The 17,664-nt window shown below is 44.1% G+C and carries 17 protein-coding genes and 1 tRNA gene; 6 read left to right on the forward strand and 12 right to left on the reverse strand.

The annotated features are described in order from the left end of the window. Positions 1-207: 207 nt before the first annotated feature. Entirely contained in the window at positions 208-375 is a 168-nt protein-coding gene (locus AC59JT_RS08415) for a hypothetical protein (RefSeq protein WP_497397715.1), read from the reverse strand. Positions 376-426: 51 nt separating this feature from the next. Between AC59JT_RS08415 and AC59JT_RS08420 the strand changes: the two genes are divergently transcribed. From AC59JT_RS08420 to AC59JT_RS08430, 3 genes are read left to right on the forward strand one after another with little or no spacing between them, the layout of a single operon-like run. Continuing rightward, positions 427-1,419: a glycosyltransferase family 87 protein gene (locus AC59JT_RS08420; RefSeq protein ID WP_497397717.1), complete on the forward strand. Its 993-nt coding sequence runs from the start codon at positions 427-429 to the stop codon at positions 1,417-1,419. After that, on the forward strand, positions 1,416-2,375 hold the full coding sequence (locus AC59JT_RS08425) for a glycosyltransferase family 2 protein (RefSeq protein WP_497397719.1): 960 nt from the start codon (positions 1,416-1,418) through the stop codon (positions 2,373-2,375). The genes AC59JT_RS08420 and AC59JT_RS08425 overlap by 4 nt, the downstream gene beginning before the upstream one ends. Then, positions 2,356-3,144: a polysaccharide deacetylase family protein gene (locus tag AC59JT_RS08430; protein ID WP_497397721.1), complete on the forward strand. Its 789-nt coding sequence runs from the start codon at positions 2,356-2,358 to the stop codon at positions 3,142-3,144. Before AC59JT_RS08425 ends, AC59JT_RS08430 begins: the two co-directional genes overlap by 20 nt. A 175-nt stretch (positions 3,145-3,319) precedes the next feature. Here the strand turns inward: AC59JT_RS08430 and clpB are convergent, their stop codons facing one another. The 5 genes from clpB to AC59JT_RS08455 form a co-directional block, all read right to left on the reverse strand. After that, positions 3,320-5,926, reverse strand: coding sequence for an ATP-dependent chaperone ClpB (clpB, locus tag AC59JT_RS08435; RefSeq protein WP_497397723.1), 2,607 nt, complete (start codon positions 5,924-5,926; stop codon positions 3,320-3,322). A gap of 119 nt (positions 5,927-6,045) precedes the next feature. Further along, positions 6,046-6,930, reverse strand: a complete 885-nt coding sequence (locus AC59JT_RS08440; protein ID WP_497397725.1) for a TIM barrel protein — start codon at positions 6,928-6,930, stop codon at positions 6,046-6,048. A gap of 52 nt (positions 6,931-6,982) precedes the next feature. Continuing rightward, the gene (locus AC59JT_RS08445; protein WP_497397727.1) at positions 6,983-7,459 is read right to left on the reverse strand and encodes a DUF6265 family protein; all 477 of its coding nucleotides are present in this window, start codon (positions 7,457-7,459) and stop codon (positions 6,983-6,985) included. A gap of 23 nt (positions 7,460-7,482) precedes the next feature. Then, the gene (fabF, locus tag AC59JT_RS08450) at positions 7,483-8,727 is read right to left on the reverse strand and encodes a beta-ketoacyl-ACP synthase II (RefSeq protein WP_497397729.1); all 1,245 of its coding nucleotides are present in this window, start codon (positions 8,725-8,727) and stop codon (positions 7,483-7,485) included. Positions 8,728-9,021: 294 nt separating this feature from the next. After that, a complete protein-coding gene (locus AC59JT_RS08455; RefSeq protein ID WP_497397731.1) occupies positions 9,022-9,492 on the reverse strand; it encodes a Type 1 glutamine amidotransferase-like domain-containing protein in 471 nt (156 codons plus the stop codon). A gap of 294 nt (positions 9,493-9,786) precedes the next feature. Between AC59JT_RS08455 and AC59JT_RS08460 the strand changes: the two genes are divergently transcribed. Continuing rightward, positions 9,787-10,707, forward strand: coding sequence for an MBL fold metallo-hydrolase (locus AC59JT_RS08460; protein ID WP_497397733.1), 921 nt, complete (start codon positions 9,787-9,789; stop codon positions 10,705-10,707). A 38-nt stretch (positions 10,708-10,745) separates the two neighbouring features. On the opposite strand, the gene AC59JT_RS08465 is transcribed toward AC59JT_RS08460, so the two are convergent. From AC59JT_RS08465 to kdsA, 3 genes are all read right to left on the reverse strand, one after another. After that, positions 10,746-10,827 (reverse strand) — tRNA-Leu (locus tag AC59JT_RS08465). A 128-nt stretch (positions 10,828-10,955) separates the two neighbouring features. Then, positions 10,956-11,885 (reverse strand): KpsF/GutQ family sugar-phosphate isomerase, encoded by a 930-nt coding sequence (locus AC59JT_RS08470; protein WP_497397735.1) that lies wholly within the window; start codon positions 11,883-11,885, stop codon positions 10,956-10,958. A gap of 78 nt (positions 11,886-11,963) precedes the next feature. Next, the gene (gene kdsA, locus AC59JT_RS08475) at positions 11,964-12,740 is read right to left on the reverse strand and encodes a 3-deoxy-8-phosphooctulonate synthase (RefSeq protein ID WP_497397737.1); all 777 of its coding nucleotides are present in this window, start codon (positions 12,738-12,740) and stop codon (positions 11,964-11,966) included. A 143-nt stretch (positions 12,741-12,883) separates the two neighbouring features. Here kdsA and AC59JT_RS08480 point away from each other — a divergent pair, with 143 nt between their 5' ends. Together AC59JT_RS08480 and AC59JT_RS08485 are read left to right on the forward strand one after the other, a co-directional pair. Beyond that, on the forward strand, positions 12,884-14,071 hold the full coding sequence (locus AC59JT_RS08480; protein ID WP_497397739.1) for an MFS transporter: 1,188 nt from the start codon (positions 12,884-12,886) through the stop codon (positions 14,069-14,071). Positions 14,072-14,095: 24 nt separating this feature from the next. Beyond that, positions 14,096-15,538, forward strand: a complete 1,443-nt coding sequence (locus tag AC59JT_RS08485) for a class I adenylate-forming enzyme family protein (protein WP_497397741.1) — start codon at positions 14,096-14,098, stop codon at positions 15,536-15,538. Positions 15,539-15,592: 54 nt separating this feature from the next. Here AC59JT_RS08485 and AC59JT_RS08490 read toward each other — a convergent pair whose 3' ends face one another. The 3 genes from AC59JT_RS08490 to AC59JT_RS08500 are packed head-to-tail and all read right to left on the reverse strand — an operon-like array spanning position 15,593 to position 17,614. After that, entirely contained in the window at positions 15,593-16,132 is a 540-nt protein-coding gene (locus tag AC59JT_RS08490) for an ATP-binding protein (RefSeq protein WP_497397743.1), read from the reverse strand. Between the two features lie 8 nt (positions 16,133-16,140). After that, positions 16,141-16,473, reverse strand: a complete 333-nt coding sequence (locus tag AC59JT_RS08495) for an STAS domain-containing protein (protein ID WP_497397745.1) — start codon at positions 16,471-16,473, stop codon at positions 16,141-16,143. Position 16,474: 1 nt separating this feature from the next. After that, complete coding sequence (locus tag AC59JT_RS08500; protein ID WP_497397747.1) at positions 16,475-17,614, reverse strand: SpoIIE family protein phosphatase; 1,140 nt, start codon at positions 17,612-17,614, stop codon at positions 16,475-16,477. Between the last annotated feature and the right edge of the window lie 50 nt (positions 17,615-17,664).

The following is a 17,664-nucleotide window of genomic DNA, read 5'->3' on the forward strand; positions in this document are numbered from 1 at the left end:
GAACCTTTTTTTGTTTTTAGTCCGACCGCGCGTTGGCGATTACTTACGTGGCTTTTTTATGTCATTGCAAGCGAAGCGAAGCAATCTCCGCTGATAGGTGCGCTAGTTCATACGGAGATTGCTTCGTCGTTCCTTCTCGCAATGACATGTAAGGTGGAATTATGCAGCCAAATTTGTATTTTTGGCGCTATTCGCGTTAGCAAACCCTTATAAATGCATAAACTGGCCGCCGTTTTTAAAAGCAAACCATTTGTAGTTATTGTATGGTTTTTTCTTGGCCTTTTCCCAGTAATCAAAAGTGTTATTGAAGGTTTTGTAAAGCACGAAAACCACATCCATAACAACTACTTCGTTTACAAATACACCTTTATTCATTTAATTGAGCAGGCAAACCTATATACGTTTGAGCCGGCGCATTATATTGATATGAACCATTACGGACCGGTGTTTGGTTTGCTGATAGCCCCATTTGCCCTTCTGCCCGATTTTGCCGGTGTGTTATTATGGCAATTACTCAACACCTGGATATTGTTCATCGCCATACAAAAGCTGCCTATAAAAAAAGAACATGCTTTAATTGTGGCTTTACTATGCGCGCATGAGTTGATGACATCCGCTTCCAGCGTACAAATAAACCCGCTGGTTACGGCTTTAATATTATTTAGCTACATATTCATCCGTAACCAAAAGGACTTCTGGGCGGCTTTAATGATCATGCTGGGGGTATATATTAAACTGTATGGCATCGTGGGACTGGCATTTTTCTTTTTCTCTAACAACAAACTCAAATTTATTGGCTCCATGGCATTTTGGGCCGTGGTATTATTTGTGTTGCCGATGGCGATATCTTCGCCCGCGTTCATCGTGCAAACTTATAAAGACTGGTACGCTAACCTGGTGCACAAAAACGCGGGTAATGAAACTTCGCTGATGCAGGATATATCTGTAATGGGGATGCTGCGCCGCACGATGTTTCCGCACCTGTCAAATTTGATTGTTTTGCTGCCGGCTATGGTGCTGTTCGGTTTATCATACCTGCGTATCAAGGCATTTAGAGACGTTAATTTCCAGTTACTGATTGTGGCTTCTACGCTGATATTTCCTATTATCTTCAGTACGGGGTCCGAATCGCCAACCTATATCATCGCTTTTGTGGGCGCGGCTTTGTGGTATGTAAATGGTGAGCGACCGGTAACTTGGGTTGACTTAAGTTTAATGGCGTTCGCGTTTATATTGACGAGTCTATCACCGTCGGACTTGTTCCCTCGCTACGTACGGATCCATTATGTAGAGCCTTACGCTTTGAAAGCTTTACCATGTTTTGTGGTATGGCTGAAGATAATTTATGAAACATTATACCGTAAGTTTGATAAAAACGATTTAAACTTACCTTTGCAGAAAGGTGCGCAAACAGCATGAGTAAGAAACTTTCCATTATCATTCCGGCTTATAACGAAGAACAGAACATCAGTCATTTGGTTACTGAGCTGAACAGGTCGTTAAGTACCATTAACTATGCTTATGAACTGATATTTGTAAACGACGGCAGTAAGGATGATACGCTGAACGAGATCATTAAACAATCGGAATTGTATCCTAATGTTTACTTCATCGAGTTTTCGAAAAACTTTGGTAAAGATTACGCGCTTAAAGCCGGTATTGATATGGCGCAGGGCGACGCGGTTATTACCATGGATGCCGACCTGCAACACCCCCCTCACCTGCTGCCCGAAATTTTGAAGCGCTGGGAAGAAGGGTTTGATATTGTGTACACCTACCGCCAGGAAGCTAACCAGCATGTATCGGGTACGCAACGCGCGGGTTCAAAAACATTTTATAAGCTTATTAATTTGCTATCAGACATCAAGCTGGAGCAAGGCATATCCGATTTTCGTTTACTGGACAGGAAAGTGGTTGATGAGCTTAAGCACATTAACGAGTACGAGATATTTTTCCGCGGGATGGTAAAATGGGTTGGTTTCCGCCAGGTAGGCATCCCCTACACCCCCGCCGAGCGCCACACCGGCGAGGCCAGTTATTCCTTTTTCAGGTTGGTTAAACTGGCCGTAGGCAGCATTATGGCATTTAGTGTAAGGCCGCTGTATATTGCTACCGGTTTGGGCCTGTTCTTCTCCATATCGTCCATGCTTTACATTCCATATATCGTTATCAGCTATTTTTCGGGGTACGATACCGCTTCGGGCTGGGCATCGTTGATTGCTACTGTCGCCTTTTTTGGCGGCCTGCAACTATTGGTTTTGGGCATTATAGGCTCTTATCTGGGTAAGATATTTATGCAGACCAAAAACCGCCCTAGTTATATCATCCGTTCTACCAACCTATTAAAACCTAAGCATGATACTACTGGGGTTTGATGTTGAAGAATTTGATATGCCGTTTGAGTATGGTAAAGAGTTGCCATTTGATGAGCAACTGGAAATATCAACCAAAGGCACTTTGCTGATACTTGAACTGTTAAAACTCACCGGAATTAAAGCCACATTTTTCTGCACGGCCAATTACGCTATGCACAAACCGGAGATCATTAAACAAATGGTAGCCGATGGGCACGAGATCGCTTCGCACGGTTACTATCATTCTGATTTTAAAGAAGAACACCTGGCGCAATCAAAAGCTAAACTGGAAGAAATATCGGGTGTGAAAGTATCGGGCTATCGCATGGCCCGTATGGCACCGGTTGATGAATTGGAAATTCAAAAAGCAGGGTATGCTTATAATACTTCCATGAACCCTACTTACCTGCCGGGACGTTATAACAACCTGGGCAAACCGCGTAAATGGTATTTTGACCACGAGGTACTGCAGATCCCGGCATCGGTTTCGCCGTTGGTGCGTTTCCCGCTGTTTTGGTTAACGTTTCATAACCTGCCCATGTCATTGATCAAATGGATGAGCGCTGCGGCGCATCGTAAGGATGGTTACCTGAACCTCTACTTCCACCCCTGGGAATTTACCGACCTTGATCAGCCTGAAAAATTTGGTTTCCCGGGTTACGTGGTTAAAAATTCCGGCGACGCCTATGTAAAGCGCATTAAAGATTTTATTGTGTGGGCGCAAAGCAAAGGTTTGGAGTTTTGCAGGACGGATGAGTTTGCGGCGGGGATAATCGCCAATAAAAAATAAACAACTACCTCGTCATCCCGAGCGTAGCGTGGGGATCCCCTTTAGAAAAGTATGCGTACGACCTGTCTCAAGGGGATTACGACGCTCGTTCCTCGCTCGTAATGACGGGGCGGATAAAATGCAAAAGGGCCACCTGTTTAGGTGGCCCTTTTGCTATATGATGGAGTTAATTATATTATTCCGCATTGTCCGCAGCGTTCAAAAACACGAACTGATTATCAAACATATCCAGCTTGATCTTGCTGTCCTTATCCACCTTGCCGGCTAATATTTGTTTAGATAGCTCGTTCAGGATACGTTTCTGTATCACCCGTTTTAATGGGCGTGCGCCGAACTGCGGATCGTAGCCCAGTTGTGCCAGCCAATCCAGCGCTTCTGGCGATGCTTCCATGGTTATGCCCATTTCGGCCAGGGTAGCCTGCACTTGTTTAAACTGCAGTTTTACGATGTCGCCAATCTCGTTCCGGCTCAGCGGCGTGAACATGATGATCTCGTCTATCCTGTTCAAAAACTCCGGACGGATGGTTTTGCGAAGCAGATCAAACAGGTCATTTTTAGTTTTGGCGATGATGGAATCCTTATTCGCGTCATCCATCAACTGGAAATTATCCTGTATCACGTTTGATCCGATGTTAGAGGTCATGATGATAATGGTGTTCTTAAAGTTCACTAAACGGCCTTTATTGTCGGTTAAACGACCATCATCTAGTACCTGCAGCAAAATGTTAAATACATCCGGGTGCGCTTTCTCTATCTCATCCAGCAATATCACGCTGTATGGTCTGCGACGCACGGCTTCGGTTAACTGGCCGCCTTCATCATAACCCACATAGCCCGGAGGCGCTCCTATCAATCTTGATACCGCATGGCGTTCCTGATACTCACTCATGTCAATACGTACCATGGCGGCTTCGTCATTGAAAAGATAATCTGCCAGTGCTTTGGCTAATTCAGTTTTACCGACACCGGTAGTACCCAGGAATATGAACGAACCAATAGGCTTACGTTTATCCTGCAAACCGGCACGGCTGCGGCGTATAGCATCACTAATAGCCTCGATAGCCTCGTCCTGACCGGCAACACGCTTGTGCAGCTCATCTTCCAGGTTAAGCAATTTCTCACGCTCGCTCTGGATCATTTTTGAAACCGGAATACCTGTCCAGCGGGAAACCACGCCGGCTATATCGTCAGCAGTAACTTCCTCTTTCAGCATGCGGCTATCTGATTGATTTTCCTGCAATGCAGCCTTCAGTTTTTCAACCTCTTCCTGCGCTTCGCGGATAGTGCCGTAACGTAGTTCGGCTACTTTACCGTAGTCGCCGGCACGTTCTGCTTGTTCAGCTTCCAGTTTGTAGGTTTCAATTTGCTCAACTTTTTTGTTGATGCCGTCAACCACATCTTTCTCGCCCTGCCATTTGGCGCGTAGCGAATCACGATCTGCTGATAGGTTAGCTATTTCTTCGCTTAGTTCGGATACTTTCTTTTCGTCCTTTTCACGTTTAATGGCTTCGCGCTCGATCTCTAATTGCATAATGCGACGCTCCAACTCATCCACCACCTCCGGCACCGAATCCATTTCTAAACGCAGTTTTGAAGCGGCTTCGTCCATCAAATCGATGGCTTTATCCGGCAGGAAACGATCTGAAATATAGCGCTGCGACATTTCTACCGCGGCAATGATCGCTTCGTCTTTGATACGTACTTTGTGGTGTGCTTCGTAGCGTTCTTTCAAGCCACGCAGGATAGATATCGCGTCGGCAGTATCTGGCTCATCCACCAATACCATCTGGAAACGACGTTCAAGCGCTTTGTCTTTCTCTATATATTTTTGATACTCGTTAAGTGTGGTTGCACCGATGGCGCGTAATTCGCCACGGGCCAGGGCCGGTTTCAGGATGTTAGCCGCATCCATAGCACCTTCACCACCGCCGGCACCTACCAGGGTGTGGATCTCATCGATAAACAACACGATCTCCCCATCAGCCTGGATCACTTCTTTGATCACTGATTTCAGACGCTCCTCAAACTCGCCTTTGTATTTGGCGCCTGCAACAAGCGCGCCCATATCTAAAGAGTATACCGTTTTGGTTTTCAAACTTTCGGGCACGTCGCCTTTGATGATACGGAAGGCTATACCTTCGGCGATGGCGGTTTTACCCACGCCTGGCTCGCCAACCAGTATCGGGTTGTTTTTGGTACGGCGCGATAAGATCTGTATTACTCGGCGGATCTCTTCATCACGGCCAATAACCGGGTCCAATTTGCCCGATTCGGCGTACTCGTTCAGGTTGCGGGCGTATTTGTTAAGGGCGTTATAGGTGGCTTCCGCGTTTTGGTCGGTAACTTTATTATCGCCGCGCAGACTGGTAATGGCTTTTTTGAGGTCCTTCTCGTTTACGCCGTAATCTTTTAGCGCCGAACTGGTTTTATCGTTTACAGATAAAATACCAAGCAAAATATGCTCTACCGATACAAAATCATCCTTAAACTCTTTTAAGTAAGAAGTAGCCTTTTGCAAAGCCGTGTTTGACGATGCCGATAAATATACATTGCTGCCGCTAACCTTCGGGTACGCGCCTATCTGTTCATCAAGCGTATCATTCAACCGGTTAAGGTTAACGTTTAATTTTTTTAGTAAATAAGTGATAACATTCTCATCAACCAGCAATAATCCTTTAAGCAAATGTGCGGGCTCAATGGCCTGCTGCTGATTGCCGGTTACTATCTCCGAAGCCTTCTGTACGGCTTCCTGAGCTTTTATTGTAAAGTTGTTGAAGTTCATGCTTTATTGTCCTCAAAGTGTTTGCCACAATGGTTAATCTGAAAAAATGTCACTACAAAATAAAAAGCCGTGCCCTTTTGTCAATAAAGGCACGGCTTAAATGTCAATAATTCAGGTAATTATACCAGGTTTGATTTAATGTAGTTGTAGCTTTTGGTAATACTATCAAACGGATCAACCGGTGTACGGTCCTGCTCCACGAAGAAATACTTCAGACCAGCCTTGTCCGCGTGTTTAAAAATGGTTTTAAAATCAATTACGCCATTGCCCACTTCGGTAAAAGCATGTTGCGGGGTGTTATCCATATCCTTCACATGCCATAACGGGAAACGGCCCGGGTTGGCGTTGATCAACGCGATAGGATCCTGTTTGGCTTTGTTTACCCAGTAAAGGTCCATTTCCATTTTTACCAGGTCCTTGTCCGAGTTTTGAAGCAAGGTTTCGTACGGATATTTTCCGTCTTGCTGTATAAATTCAAAGTCGTGGTTATGGTAGCAAAACTGGATGCCCGCTTTTTTACAGATCTCGCCGGCTTTGGTAAAGTCTTCGGCCACTTTTTTATAATGGTCAAGGCTACCACGTTCGTTGCCACCAAGGTAAGCGCAAACCATGTATTTAATGCCTACTTCGGCAGCATCATCAACGGCTTTCTGCCATTCGTTGGAGATTGTTCCTTTGGGGCCTTTAACGCCGTTATTCTCTTCGCCTAAAGCATAGTGACTGCTAAACATTTTAAGGCCGTTTTGCTTTAACAGGTTAGCATAAGCTTTAGCCTCCAGACCGTAAAATTTTTGGTTACCGGTATAAGTTGCGCCTTCTAAAGAGTTATAGCCTACTTTGGCTACTTTGGCTAGTGTAGCCGCCGCGTCTTTCTGCATGGCATCACGCACGGTATAAAGTTGCAGGCCTATGTATTTTTTGTCGTAGGCAAACAACTGGGGTGCTGCCAACACTCCGGCAGAAAATACGGCCGAGGTTTTTAAGAATGATCTTCTCGTAATCATAAAATGTTGATGTTTTCGGGTTTAAAAAGCGATGATCCGCTGCGCTAATTTATTAGTTTTTATTATAAACGCGTTTAAAATAATAATCTTGCTTTGCGCGCTTGCCATTCTTATACCCGTCTATCCAGGCGTGCACTTCATCAGCGCCATTAAACTGGTAAACTATACGTTGCGGGAAATCGTGTTCCGGGTTTTGGAAGATGAATTTCTTTTTAGTGTTGTCGGTTAATTTAAAATAAGTAGGTTGAGCTTCGGCAGACTTTTGCGCTACGTAAAACAGTTGTTCTCCACGCTGTACTATGGTCATAATCTCCAAAGCTGTGGAGTCCTTCCCTTTAACCAAAAAACCTTTGCCTTTTAGTTCCTTATCGCTGATCTGTTTCCAGGTTTCGCCAATGATGTTGCCTTTATCATTCTTCATTTCCCAGGTACCACCTACCAGGGCTGATAACAAACCAAACTCTTCAGATTGCTGGGCATAAACTTTAGTGCCCAACAACAACATTGTAATAAGCAGCAACTTTTTCATAAGCTAAATATAAAGCTTAAAGTTTATATTTTTCCAAATACAACGGTGCTGTTATGGCCGCCAAAGCCAAAGGTATTGCTCATGGCGGTACTTAATTGGTGAGATTTTGCTTCTTTTAGTACGATGTTCAGATCGGCCGGGACTTCAGGATCCAGATGCGTAGTATTGATAGTTGCCGGTACTATATTATCGCGCAAAGCCAATAAACATATAATACCCTCAATAGCACCCGCAGCACCCAACAGGTGACCGGTCATTGATTTTGTAGCACTTATTTGCACACCCGTTTTATGGCCCTTGGTGAGGCCTTGCACAGCATGTATCTCAGAAAGATCGCCAACCGGGGTTGACGTAGCATGCAGGTTAAGGTAACCCAAGTCCTCTATATTAACGCCAGCTTCTTCCAGTGCCAGTTGCATGGCTTTGGTAGCGCCTTTTCCTTCGGGATGCGTACTCGTCATGTGGTAGGCATCGGCAGTGGTGGCCGCGCCGCGGATCTCGGCGTATATTTTGGCGCCACGTTTTACGGCGTGCTCATATTCTTCCAACACTAAAGCGCCGGCACCCTCGCCCATCACAAAACCGTCGCGCTCTACATCAAAGGGGCGTGAGCCGGTTTGCGGATCGTCGTTACGGTGCGACATGGCTTTTAACGAGCAATAACCGCCATAAGTGCCTTGCGTAATAGGCGCTTCAGAACCGCCCGAAATGATGATCTTAGCTTTGCCCAGGCGGATATAGTTAAACGCGTCCATGATAGCCGCATTTGATGAAGCGCAGGCCGAAACCGCGCCAAAGTTTATCCCCATAAAACCATTACGCAACGATATGATACCCGCTGCCATATTGATCAGCGCTTTAGGTATCAGGAAAGGGTTAAAACGCGGATGACCATCCCCCAAAGCAAACTCTTTAACCTGGCCCTCCAAAGTATCCACACCGCCATGTGCCGAACCCCATATCACACCCACATCAAACGGGTCCATTTTGCTAAAATCAAAGCCAGAATCTTTAATGGCTTCGTCGCTGGCTATCAGCGCGTATTGGGTATATAGGTCGGTACGCTTAATATCTGTACGATCAAGGTGATCGGCAACGTTAAAGTCTTTCAGCTCACAGGCAAACTGCGACCTAAATAACGACGCGTCAAAATGAGTTATCGGGGCCGCGCCACTTTTGCCGGCAACCACGCCTTCCCAAAAACTTTTAATATTATTACCAAGCGGCGTTAAAGCACCAATACCCGTTACAACAACTCTTTTAAGCATAATATATTTACGATGTTTTTACGGGTCTAACCGCACAAAAACTGCGCCCCATAAAATTTGCGCAAAAGTAAGGTAAATTAATTGTAAAGCGAAGCGATCATTAAGGCTCAACTAACTTCCAGTTCCCTTCAGAAATAACCTCGATTTCATTATCAAGCACTTTAATAGCTGTTTGATCGTCAATTAAGTAAGACGGCATAGGTAAGGTTAATACCAATTTTTCCAGGTTAGCTATTGAATTATTCGGTAACCACTCGTGATCTAAATGCGGATGGATAGCAAAATCTACATAATTCAATGATTTACCACTTCTGGTGGTAATGTGTGGTTACCGTAGGTTGTTCCGTAACGGGTCATTATCATACTTCCGGCACTTAAGCCCACATATACTATCCTGTCAAGCAATGAAGGTAGAAGTTTGACGAGGCCCGACTGTTGCATCCAGTAACACAAATATTGACAGTCGCCGCCACCAACTAAGAGTGCATCGGCTTCATGTAATTTAGATAGCCAAAGTTCTTGTTTCATGCTACTAAGCGCGGTAAGCTCTAACAGGCCTAAAGACTTCCACTTCAATTGACAAAAGGGATCACCAATTTCGCCACAAATAACTTTACGAACAATTTCGCCGCCATTGGGTATTGCATATATTGCCGTAGGGATAAAAAGCGCGTGAGCCTCTTCAATCGGCTTCGCTAACAGGTTAATCAAAGCGTTATGGATACTTACATTGCTTATGCCTGCAGAGGTTAGTAGAAGTTTCATTTCGCCGAATTATTAATGAGTTATCACAGTTTATAAAGTTAGCATTAGGAGTCTGTTTGTAAGCTATTTCTATCATTTATAAAACTACACCGCACACCATTATGCCTTTTTTGCGTTCTATAGTGTATGAAAAGTAATTGTTTTGCGGTTGCGATGGCCGCGCTGTTGCTCACAATGATGTTTGGTTGTAGTATTACAAGGTCGATAGGAATTGATCCCGAGGGGGATTCATTAGCAGGGTTGGACACGTTATCTAATTACAAAAACGGCGTTTTTCAAAATTATACGGATAGATTGGATTCTATTAAACATAACCGCTTTTTGTTTTTGAAAAGCCGGCCGGAATCTATCCGACCATCTGTTGGATTGCCGTGGTTAAAAACCGACTTAAAAAAACTAGCCGCCCCCGCGCCTACTGTGGTTTGGTTTGGCCACTCTTCATTATTAATAAAAACCGTACAAGGTAATATTTTGATAGATCCTGTTTTTAGCGGTTACGCGGGGCCGATGCCGGGTTTGGTTACCGCATTTAAAGGCACTACCCATTACCATGCCGAGGATATGCCTAATATCGATGTGCTGATTATTTCGCATGATCATTATGACCATATGGATTACCGCACCCTAAAAAAGCTGCGCACTAAAGTTAAAATGGCCATTGTGCCGCGTGGCCTGGGTTCAAACTTAGTTTACTGGGGATTTGACCGTAAAAAGATCATTGAGTTAAACTGGCAGCAATCAACCACCCTGCCCGGCGGCTTAAAAATAACAGCTACGCCTGCCCAGCATAAAAGTAACCGCACTTACAGCAGCGAGAATAAAACCCTATGGGCATCGTACGTTATCCAAAGCGGCCAGTATAAAATATTTTATAGCGGCGATAGTGGCTATGGCCCACATTTTAAACAAATAGGTGATCAATACGGTCCGTTTGATTTGGCGTTGCTGGAATGCGGCCAGTACAGTCCCAACTGGCCCTGGACGCACCTGTGGCTGGGCCAAAGCGCGCAGGCAGCGGTTGACCTGAAAGCACGTTTGCTGCAGCCGGTACACTGGGGTAAATTTGTAGAATCAGACCATCCCTGGAACGAGCCTATTGAAAAACTGCTACCGGCGGCTGAAAAGCTTGGCATGAGATTGAATATTCCCAGGATTGGTGAGCCATATGTTTTGGGCAATACGCCGAAGACAAAGGTTTGGTGGGATTTTGATTAAAACAAAAAACCCGATCAAAATTGACCGGGTTGATGTAGTGCGGAAGAAGGGACTCGAACCCCCACGCCGTGAAGCGCCAGATCCTAAGTCTGGTGCGGCTACCAATTACGCCACTTCCGCATCTTTAGGATTTTAAGAGCTGCAAAGATAGACTTTTTATATTAACTCGGAAATTCTATTTCAAATTTCAGGTGCTATTTGTTTTACCTGTCTGAATTATAACCGATTAATTTATTGTTAAGCCTGCCTTACCTGTTGTATATCTGGTAAACACCATCCAGCTTACGCTTTTTGCCTACCAGTACATTGGTTATTTTCTTTTCTATCATCAATACTTCAACCTGCCCTATAAACTCATCTGCGTCAATAATAATAGGGTTAGCGGTCATCATATCGGTTACCGATAGTTTACTTACATCGCTATTGCGTAGTAAGGCTCGGCGCAGATCGCCATCGGTGATGATGCCTTTTACGTGTGCCTTGTCTCCTACAATCACCATACCCAGTTTACCTTCAGACATGCGGAGCAATACATCGGTGAATGATGCTTCGGTATCAATAAAAGGCAGGTCATTCGTACGCATCAGATCTTTAACACGCGTAAGTAATTTGCGGCCGATGCTACCACCGGGATGAAAACGCGCGAAGTCGTCTTCTTTAAAATTCCGGGTTTCCATTAAGGCAATGGCCAGCGCGTCGCCCATTACCAGCGCAGCTGTGGTTGACGAAGTTGGTGCCAAAGCCAGCGGACAAGCCTCACGCGGTACCTGTATATTTAAATGATGATCGCTATGTTTAGCAATAGTTGAGTTTGGATTGCCTGTAATGCTGATAATCAGATTTTTATTCCATTTAAAGAACGGAATAACTTTAAGCACCTCATCGGTTTCGCCGGAGTAAGAAATCATGATCACCACATCGTTACTACCTACCAAACCCAGGTCGCCATGAAACGCGTCGCCGGGGTGTAAAAAGAAACTCGGCGTACCTGTGCTTGATAGCGTAGCCGATATTTTTTTACCAATAAGCCCTGACTTACCCACCCCACTAACAATAACTTTACCGGTGCTGGCCATTAAGGCGTTCACCACATTGGTAAAGGCATCGTCAACCAGGCCTGCTACATGTTGCAAAGCCTCAATCTCAATATCAAAAACTCGTTTGGCAATATCTTTCATTATGTTTTACGCTGTACGTAGTACGTTATACGTTTTTTGCTGGTCTACGTACTACGTCAAACGTAATACGTACAACCCTTACGATAATAAAGGTTTGATAACTTCTTCTAATTGGTGCAATCTAACCTGGTTAGGGCCATCGCTTAGGGCATTATCCGGATCGGGGTGTGCTTCCATAAAGTAACCTGTGGCACCAAATGCTTTAGCGGCAAGGGCCATCATAGGAACAAAAGTACGATCACCGCCGGTTTTACCGCCTGCACCGCCCGGGCGCTGTACCGAGTGGGTACAATCCATACAAACCGGGTAGCCAAAGGCTTTCATATCATATATATTCCTGAAATCTACCGCCAGGTTATTGTAGCCGAACATGGTGCCACGTTCGGTTAAGATAACCTGCGAATTACCGGCTTCAACAACTTTCTGCGCCGGGTAAAACATATCCTGTCCTGATAGGAACTGCGCTTTTTTAATGTTCACTATTTTGCCCGTTTCGGCAGCCGCTACCAATAGGTCTGTCTGGCGGCAAAGGAATGCCGGGATCTGCACAATATCAACCACCGGGGCTACAATAGCCGCCTGGTAAGGTTCGTGAATATCGGTGGTAACGGGCAGGTTAAATTTATCTTTTACGTTTTGCAGCATTTGCATGCCTTTTTCAATGCCCGGTCCGCGTTGCGAATGGATTGATGTACGGTTAGCTTTATCAAACGATGACTTGAATATTACCGGAACATTGTATTTCTGGCCAATTTCGGCAACTTTTTCGGCAACGGTGTATAACAGGTCCTGGTCTTCCATCATACATGGACCCAGTATAAAAAACGGCTTTTGTTGTATCTGTTCAAACAGCATATGTAATGTTATTTGTACAAAGATAAAGTTTTTTAACGGCTTATAAACTTACAGGCGCTGAACGAAAACGTTTTCGCTGTTTGAAAAGACATTTTGTTTGATATATTTGGTAACCCGATTATAACCTTTTACTAAACCAAAAAATGAGTGAAACCATTTTATTGAACGACAGGCAAAAACATATAGCCCTGTTGTTAGCCTGTATGTGCGGCTTTGCTTTTTCGGCTAACTATACCAACCACGCACCATTAAAACCCTGGCTCATGGCCAGCTTTAACACACCCGAAGAACCGCTAACCAAAGCGATGTTCGGTTTTTTAACCACGGCTATATTTTTAACTCATGCCGCCATGCAGATACCCGGCGGCTTTTTGGCCGATAAGTTTGGGGCTAAACGTGTTATGGTACTGGCGCTGATTGTTGTAAGCATTGGCAATTTCGGTATATCATCTGCTGATAATTATACACAATTACTGGCCTGGAAATTTTTTGTAGGTTTAGGTACCGGTGCAAGTTTCGTAGCTGGCGCAAGGTATATTTACCAGTGCATCCCACAAGAAAAATTATTATTATATCAAGGTTATTATGGTGCCAGCGTATTGCTGGGCTCGGGCTTTGTAATATTTGTGGTGCCGCAGGTGGCGGATCATTATCAAGGCTGGGCGCCGACATTTTTATTGACTGCTACCGTAGCCGCCGTGGTGTTTCTATCAGTACTATTCTTCGCTCCTAACCCACCGGATAAACAGCACCCTCACTCCTCTTTAATGCAAATGCTTGCCAATGGGCAATTGTGGTTACTAGGCTTGGTGCAAATGGCATCGTTTGGTTTGGTGATAGCTATTAGTTCGTGGTTTACAACATTACTTAAGGAAACATTTGTGGATAGTAATAAACTGCTTATTAGTTTCATTGCATCACTAGGCTTATTGCTGGGAATATTTACCCGCCCGCTGGGTGGTAAACTTTTAGCCAGCGTTGGTGTAAAGCAATTAATCATTACCAGTTTGGTGATAAATGCCATCGGGTGTTTTTTAATAGCCAATTTCCATCAAAATCTGGCCATTGATGTGGTGGCGATAGTTTTACTGGGGATAGGTTGTGGTTTACCGTACTCGGGGCTCTTTAACCGGGCTGCTTATATTTTCCCGGGCCGTGCCGGTGCCGCTATGGGTTTGGTAAACATGCTGGGCATTGTATTTATTTTAATAGCCGCGCCGCTGGTTGGAAATATCACTGATAAAACCGGCAATTTTTCGATGGCTTTTGTTTCTATGGGTATATTCGCCCTGTTAATTTGTGTTACCTCGCTTAAGATCAAAAACAGTTAAGCGAACTTATATATTACGTTATTTATGAATTTAGTTAGTCTATTTAATTTATCGCTTAAAGGCCGTAAAGATAAAGTGGCACTGGAGTTTGGCGACGAACGTTTTACCTTCGGTGATATTGATGCGCGCAGTAATCGTACTGCAAACTTATTACTATCAAAAGGCCTCGTTACCGGCGACCGCCTGGCTGTTTACCTGGAGAATTGTGTAGAGATCATCGACCTATTCATCGCCTGCGCTAAAACCGGGATCATTTTTGTGCCGGTAAATATCCTTTACAAGGAACGCGAGATGAGCCATATTCTGGCGGATTCTGACCCTAAAGCCTTAATCGCCAAAGGCAAAGTACCCGTAGATTTTAAAGTATGGCAACTGGACGACCTGATAACTGAAGTTAAATCCCAACCTGATACTTTAGCTGATATCCTGACCACGGGCGATAGTCCTGCGGCATTGGTTTACACCAGCGGCACCACCGGCGCATCAAAAGGTGCTATATTAACGCACAATAACTTTATGAGCAATGGTGTAAACCTTAACGCCTGCTGGAAAATAACCGAAGGTGATCGCTTCTTGTTAGCCTTGCCTTTATTTCATGTGCACGCTTTGGCAAACGGCGTGCATTGCTGGTTATTGAGCGGCTGTACCATGCGTTTGCTGCCAAGGTTTGAGCATGGTAAAGCGGCTGAAGAATTCCTGTCATTCAAACCGACATTATTTTTTGGCGTGCCTACTATCTACATCAGATTGTTGGATCAGCCAGCGGCTATCGCGAAGCAAATTGGTGAAGCGGGCCGTTTATTTGTGTGTGGATCAGCTCCTCTGCCTGCTCATGTGTTAGAAGAATTTGACAGGCTATACGGGCATGTAATATTGGAACGATACGGCATGACCGAAACCCTGATGAACATCAGCAACCCTTACGAAGGCGAACGCCGTCCGGGAAGCATTGGTTTCCCGTTGCCGGGCATATCAGCCAAAATAGTATTGCCGGGTGGCGAAACTGCCGCGTTTAACGAAGAAGGTGAAGTGCATATTAAAGGGCCAAACGTATTTGCAGGCTACTGGCGAAGAGAACAGGCTACTGTCGATGCCTTCAGTAATGGTTATTTTAAAACCGGCGATATGGGTGTAATGGCAGCCGACGGCTACTTCACCCTAAAAGGCCGTAAAAGTGATCTGATTATTAGCGGTGGCTTTAATATTTACCCACGCGAAATTGAGGACTTTTTATTAGAGCAACCCGGCGTAGCCGAAGCGGCTGTTGTGGGCATACCACACGAAACCCGCGGCGAAATGCCGGTAGCCTATATTGTACCTGCCGATGGCTATAATGCGGCTTTGATTGAAGAAAAATGCAAAAACACATTCGCGTCCTTTAAAGTACCACGATCATTTGTCGAGGTGGAGACCCTTCCACGTACGGCGTTGGGCAAAGTGCAAAAACATTTGCTGCCAAAACCATAAAACAATAAAAAAGGCCCGACAAAACCGGGCCTTTTTCTTTTCATATATACTTAACTATTGCAGCGGAATAACCACATTAAAGGTATTGAGGCCAGATGCGGCATCAAAATGATAGGTGAACTCGCTTGATGATTTGGTGATGATCAACAAACCAAAGTGCTCCATCAAATCGTCAAGATTAGGGGCTTCTATCCCATCGCCGTCTTCGCTTACAAATCTTACCATGTTTTCTTTTTCAACCACGGCATACATCGCGTTCAGGTCATCCTTGGTTAGCATCAATTTATAGCCTGTCGGATGTTTCAGTATCTCGATGAAATTGTTAGGATTGAACGGGGTACCAAAATCCGTTTTCTCGATGGTCAGCGTTTTATCGTCAATGTACACACGTATCAGCGTTTCGGCATTTTTTACGTGCTTAAGTGCATTGGTCAATAACTCGGTTACGATGATATCCACCTTAAAGTCAATATCAACAGCCGATACATCAGCCGGTAAATGCCTGTTTATAAAGTCAATGATCTCCCTCAACGAGGCAGCCATCGCCAGCCGTGAATTCGGCAATAAAAATTGATTGAATATTTGATCAGCCATATTATTTATTACTGAGTAAGCGCCTCGTCAAAATTATTATATATTTTAAAAACCTTATCCAAACGTATCAAACCAAACAAAGTAGCCACATCTTTACGCATGCCCACCAAAGCAATATCAGACTGGTGTGAAATTACATATTTCAAAACCGATACCAATGCACCCAAAAATGAACTATCTATATACTCTACATTTTCCAGGTTAATGATCAGGCGTTTTTTATGTTTATCAAACAGCTGTACCAGTTCGGCTTTAAACTCTTCAGCATAACCAAGGTTTGCATCCTTCAGGTTTACGTTAACCAGCAGGTTTTTATCGTCCTCTTTAAAAATGTTTATCATATTAATCTTTATATATGCTTATTATACTTTGATCGTCAACCTGTTCAACCGTTTGGCTGTTAAAAAACTGCTCTTTTATATCCGCAAAAGCTTTATCATCTGTAAGGTACGGGTGCAGTGTTTTTGAAAAAAGATTATAGTCACTTTTCTTACCAGCTTTATCCGCAAAATCAATCAGTCCATCAGTAAAAATAAACAACCTGTCCCCTTTCTCCAACACAATCTCCTGCTCGCTATAAAATCCATCGGCAAATAAGCCCAATAATAAACCCGATGAGCTTATTGATTTTAGTTTATCATCATCGCGCTTATAATGCAATAAAGGTAGATCGCCGGCGCCCGAATAGGTTATTTTATTCGCTTCACTATCTATTAATATCAGTGATAAGCTTGACAGGATGTCCTTTAATACGTCATCATAACAAATAATGTTGTTTACTTGTTGCAATATATTTGCGGTTGAGTATTCCTGGTTAAAAGCGGCAAAACGCACCGCCGAACGGATATAACTCAGGAAGCCGAAGGTAAAGAACCAGGCCATCCATTTTTTGCCCATTACATCGCCCAACACCACGAAGCTATAACGATCATTAACCCTTATAAAATCAATAAAATCCCCACCGGGGATATCATGATACGCATGATGCCAAAAGTTAATTTCAAAGCCGTTTACATCGGGTGTTTTTACGGGGATGGATTTAATGTTAAGCGATGATGCCGCCTTTTTGATCTCCATTTCGGATAGCTCCCGCTGCTTATCAACAGCGAATAATATATTATTCACTTTTGATACGATCACGTTTACGGGGGTATCCTTAATTACATAGTCTATAGCCTGCAGATCAAGCCCCTGTGTCATCAGGTCGCTATCCGAGAAAAACGTAAGAAAAACAAAAGGGATATCTTTAAACTTCGGGTCCTCCATTAAATGGCGCCTAAACTGCAGGCCGTTCATAGCCAGCATTTCATAATCAGACAGGATAATGTTTGGCGAGGCGCCGTTGTTAAGCTTTTCTATAGCCTCCTCGGCAGATCCGGCTGTTTCACATTCGAACCCCGATTTTTTGAAAACCTGCACCATAACTTTTAAAAAAAGCCGGTCATCATCAACAAGCAAAATTTTTTTTGAATGACTATCCATACTTTTTTACAGGGCGTTAAGCTTATATTTTTGCAATTGCTAAGGCAACC

This window comes from Mucilaginibacter sp. A3364, assembly GCF_059690715.1.

Coding starts and splice junctions, on each gene's coding strand:
- AC59JT_RS08415 (WP_497397715.1), bottom strand. CDS start 375: ATGAATAAAGGTGTATTTGTAAACGAAGTAGTTGTTATGGATGTGGTT.
- AC59JT_RS08420 (WP_497397717.1), top strand. CDS start 427: ATGAACCATTACGGACCGGTGTTTGGTTTGCTGATAGCCCCATTTGCC.
- AC59JT_RS08425 (WP_497397719.1), top strand. CDS start 1,416: ATGAGTAAGAAACTTTCCATTATCATTCCGGCTTATAACGAAGAACAG.
- AC59JT_RS08430 (WP_497397721.1), top strand. CDS start 2,356: ATGATACTACTGGGGTTTGATGTTGAAGAATTTGATATGCCGTTTGAG.
- clpB (WP_497397723.1), bottom strand. CDS start 5,926: ATGAACTTCAACAACTTTACAATAAAAGCTCAGGAAGCCGTACAGAAG.
- AC59JT_RS08440 (WP_497397725.1), bottom strand. CDS start 6,930: ATGATTACGAGAAGATCATTCTTAAAAACCTCGGCCGTATTTTCTGCC.
- AC59JT_RS08445 (WP_497397727.1), bottom strand. CDS start 7,459: ATGAAAAAGTTGCTGCTTATTACAATGTTGTTGTTGGGCACTAAAGTT.
- fabF (WP_497397729.1), bottom strand. CDS start 8,727: ATGCTTAAAAGAGTTGTTGTAACGGGTATTGGTGCTTTAACGCCGCTT.
- AC59JT_RS08455 (WP_497397731.1), bottom strand. CDS start 9,492: ATGAAACTTCTACTAACCTCTGCAGGCATAAGCAATGTAAGTATCCAT.
- AC59JT_RS08470 (WP_497397735.1), bottom strand. CDS start 11,885: ATGAAAGATATTGCCAAACGAGTTTTTGATATTGAGATTGAGGCTTTG.
- kdsA (WP_497397737.1), bottom strand. CDS start 12,740: ATGCTGTTTGAACAGATACAACAAAAGCCGTTTTTTATACTGGGTCCA.
- AC59JT_RS08480 (WP_497397739.1), top strand. CDS start 12,884: ATGAGTGAAACCATTTTATTGAACGACAGGCAAAAACATATAGCCCTG.
- AC59JT_RS08485 (WP_497397741.1), top strand. CDS start 14,096: ATGAATTTAGTTAGTCTATTTAATTTATCGCTTAAAGGCCGTAAAGAT.
- AC59JT_RS08490 (WP_497397743.1), bottom strand. CDS start 16,132: ATGGCTGATCAAATATTCAATCAATTTTTATTGCCGAATTCACGGCTG.
- AC59JT_RS08495 (WP_497397745.1), bottom strand. CDS start 16,473: ATGATAAACATTTTTAAAGAGGACGATAAAAACCTGCTGGTTAACGTA.
- AC59JT_RS08500 (WP_497397747.1), bottom strand. CDS start 17,614: ATGGATAGTCATTCAAAAAAAATTTTGCTTGTTGATGATGACCGGCTT.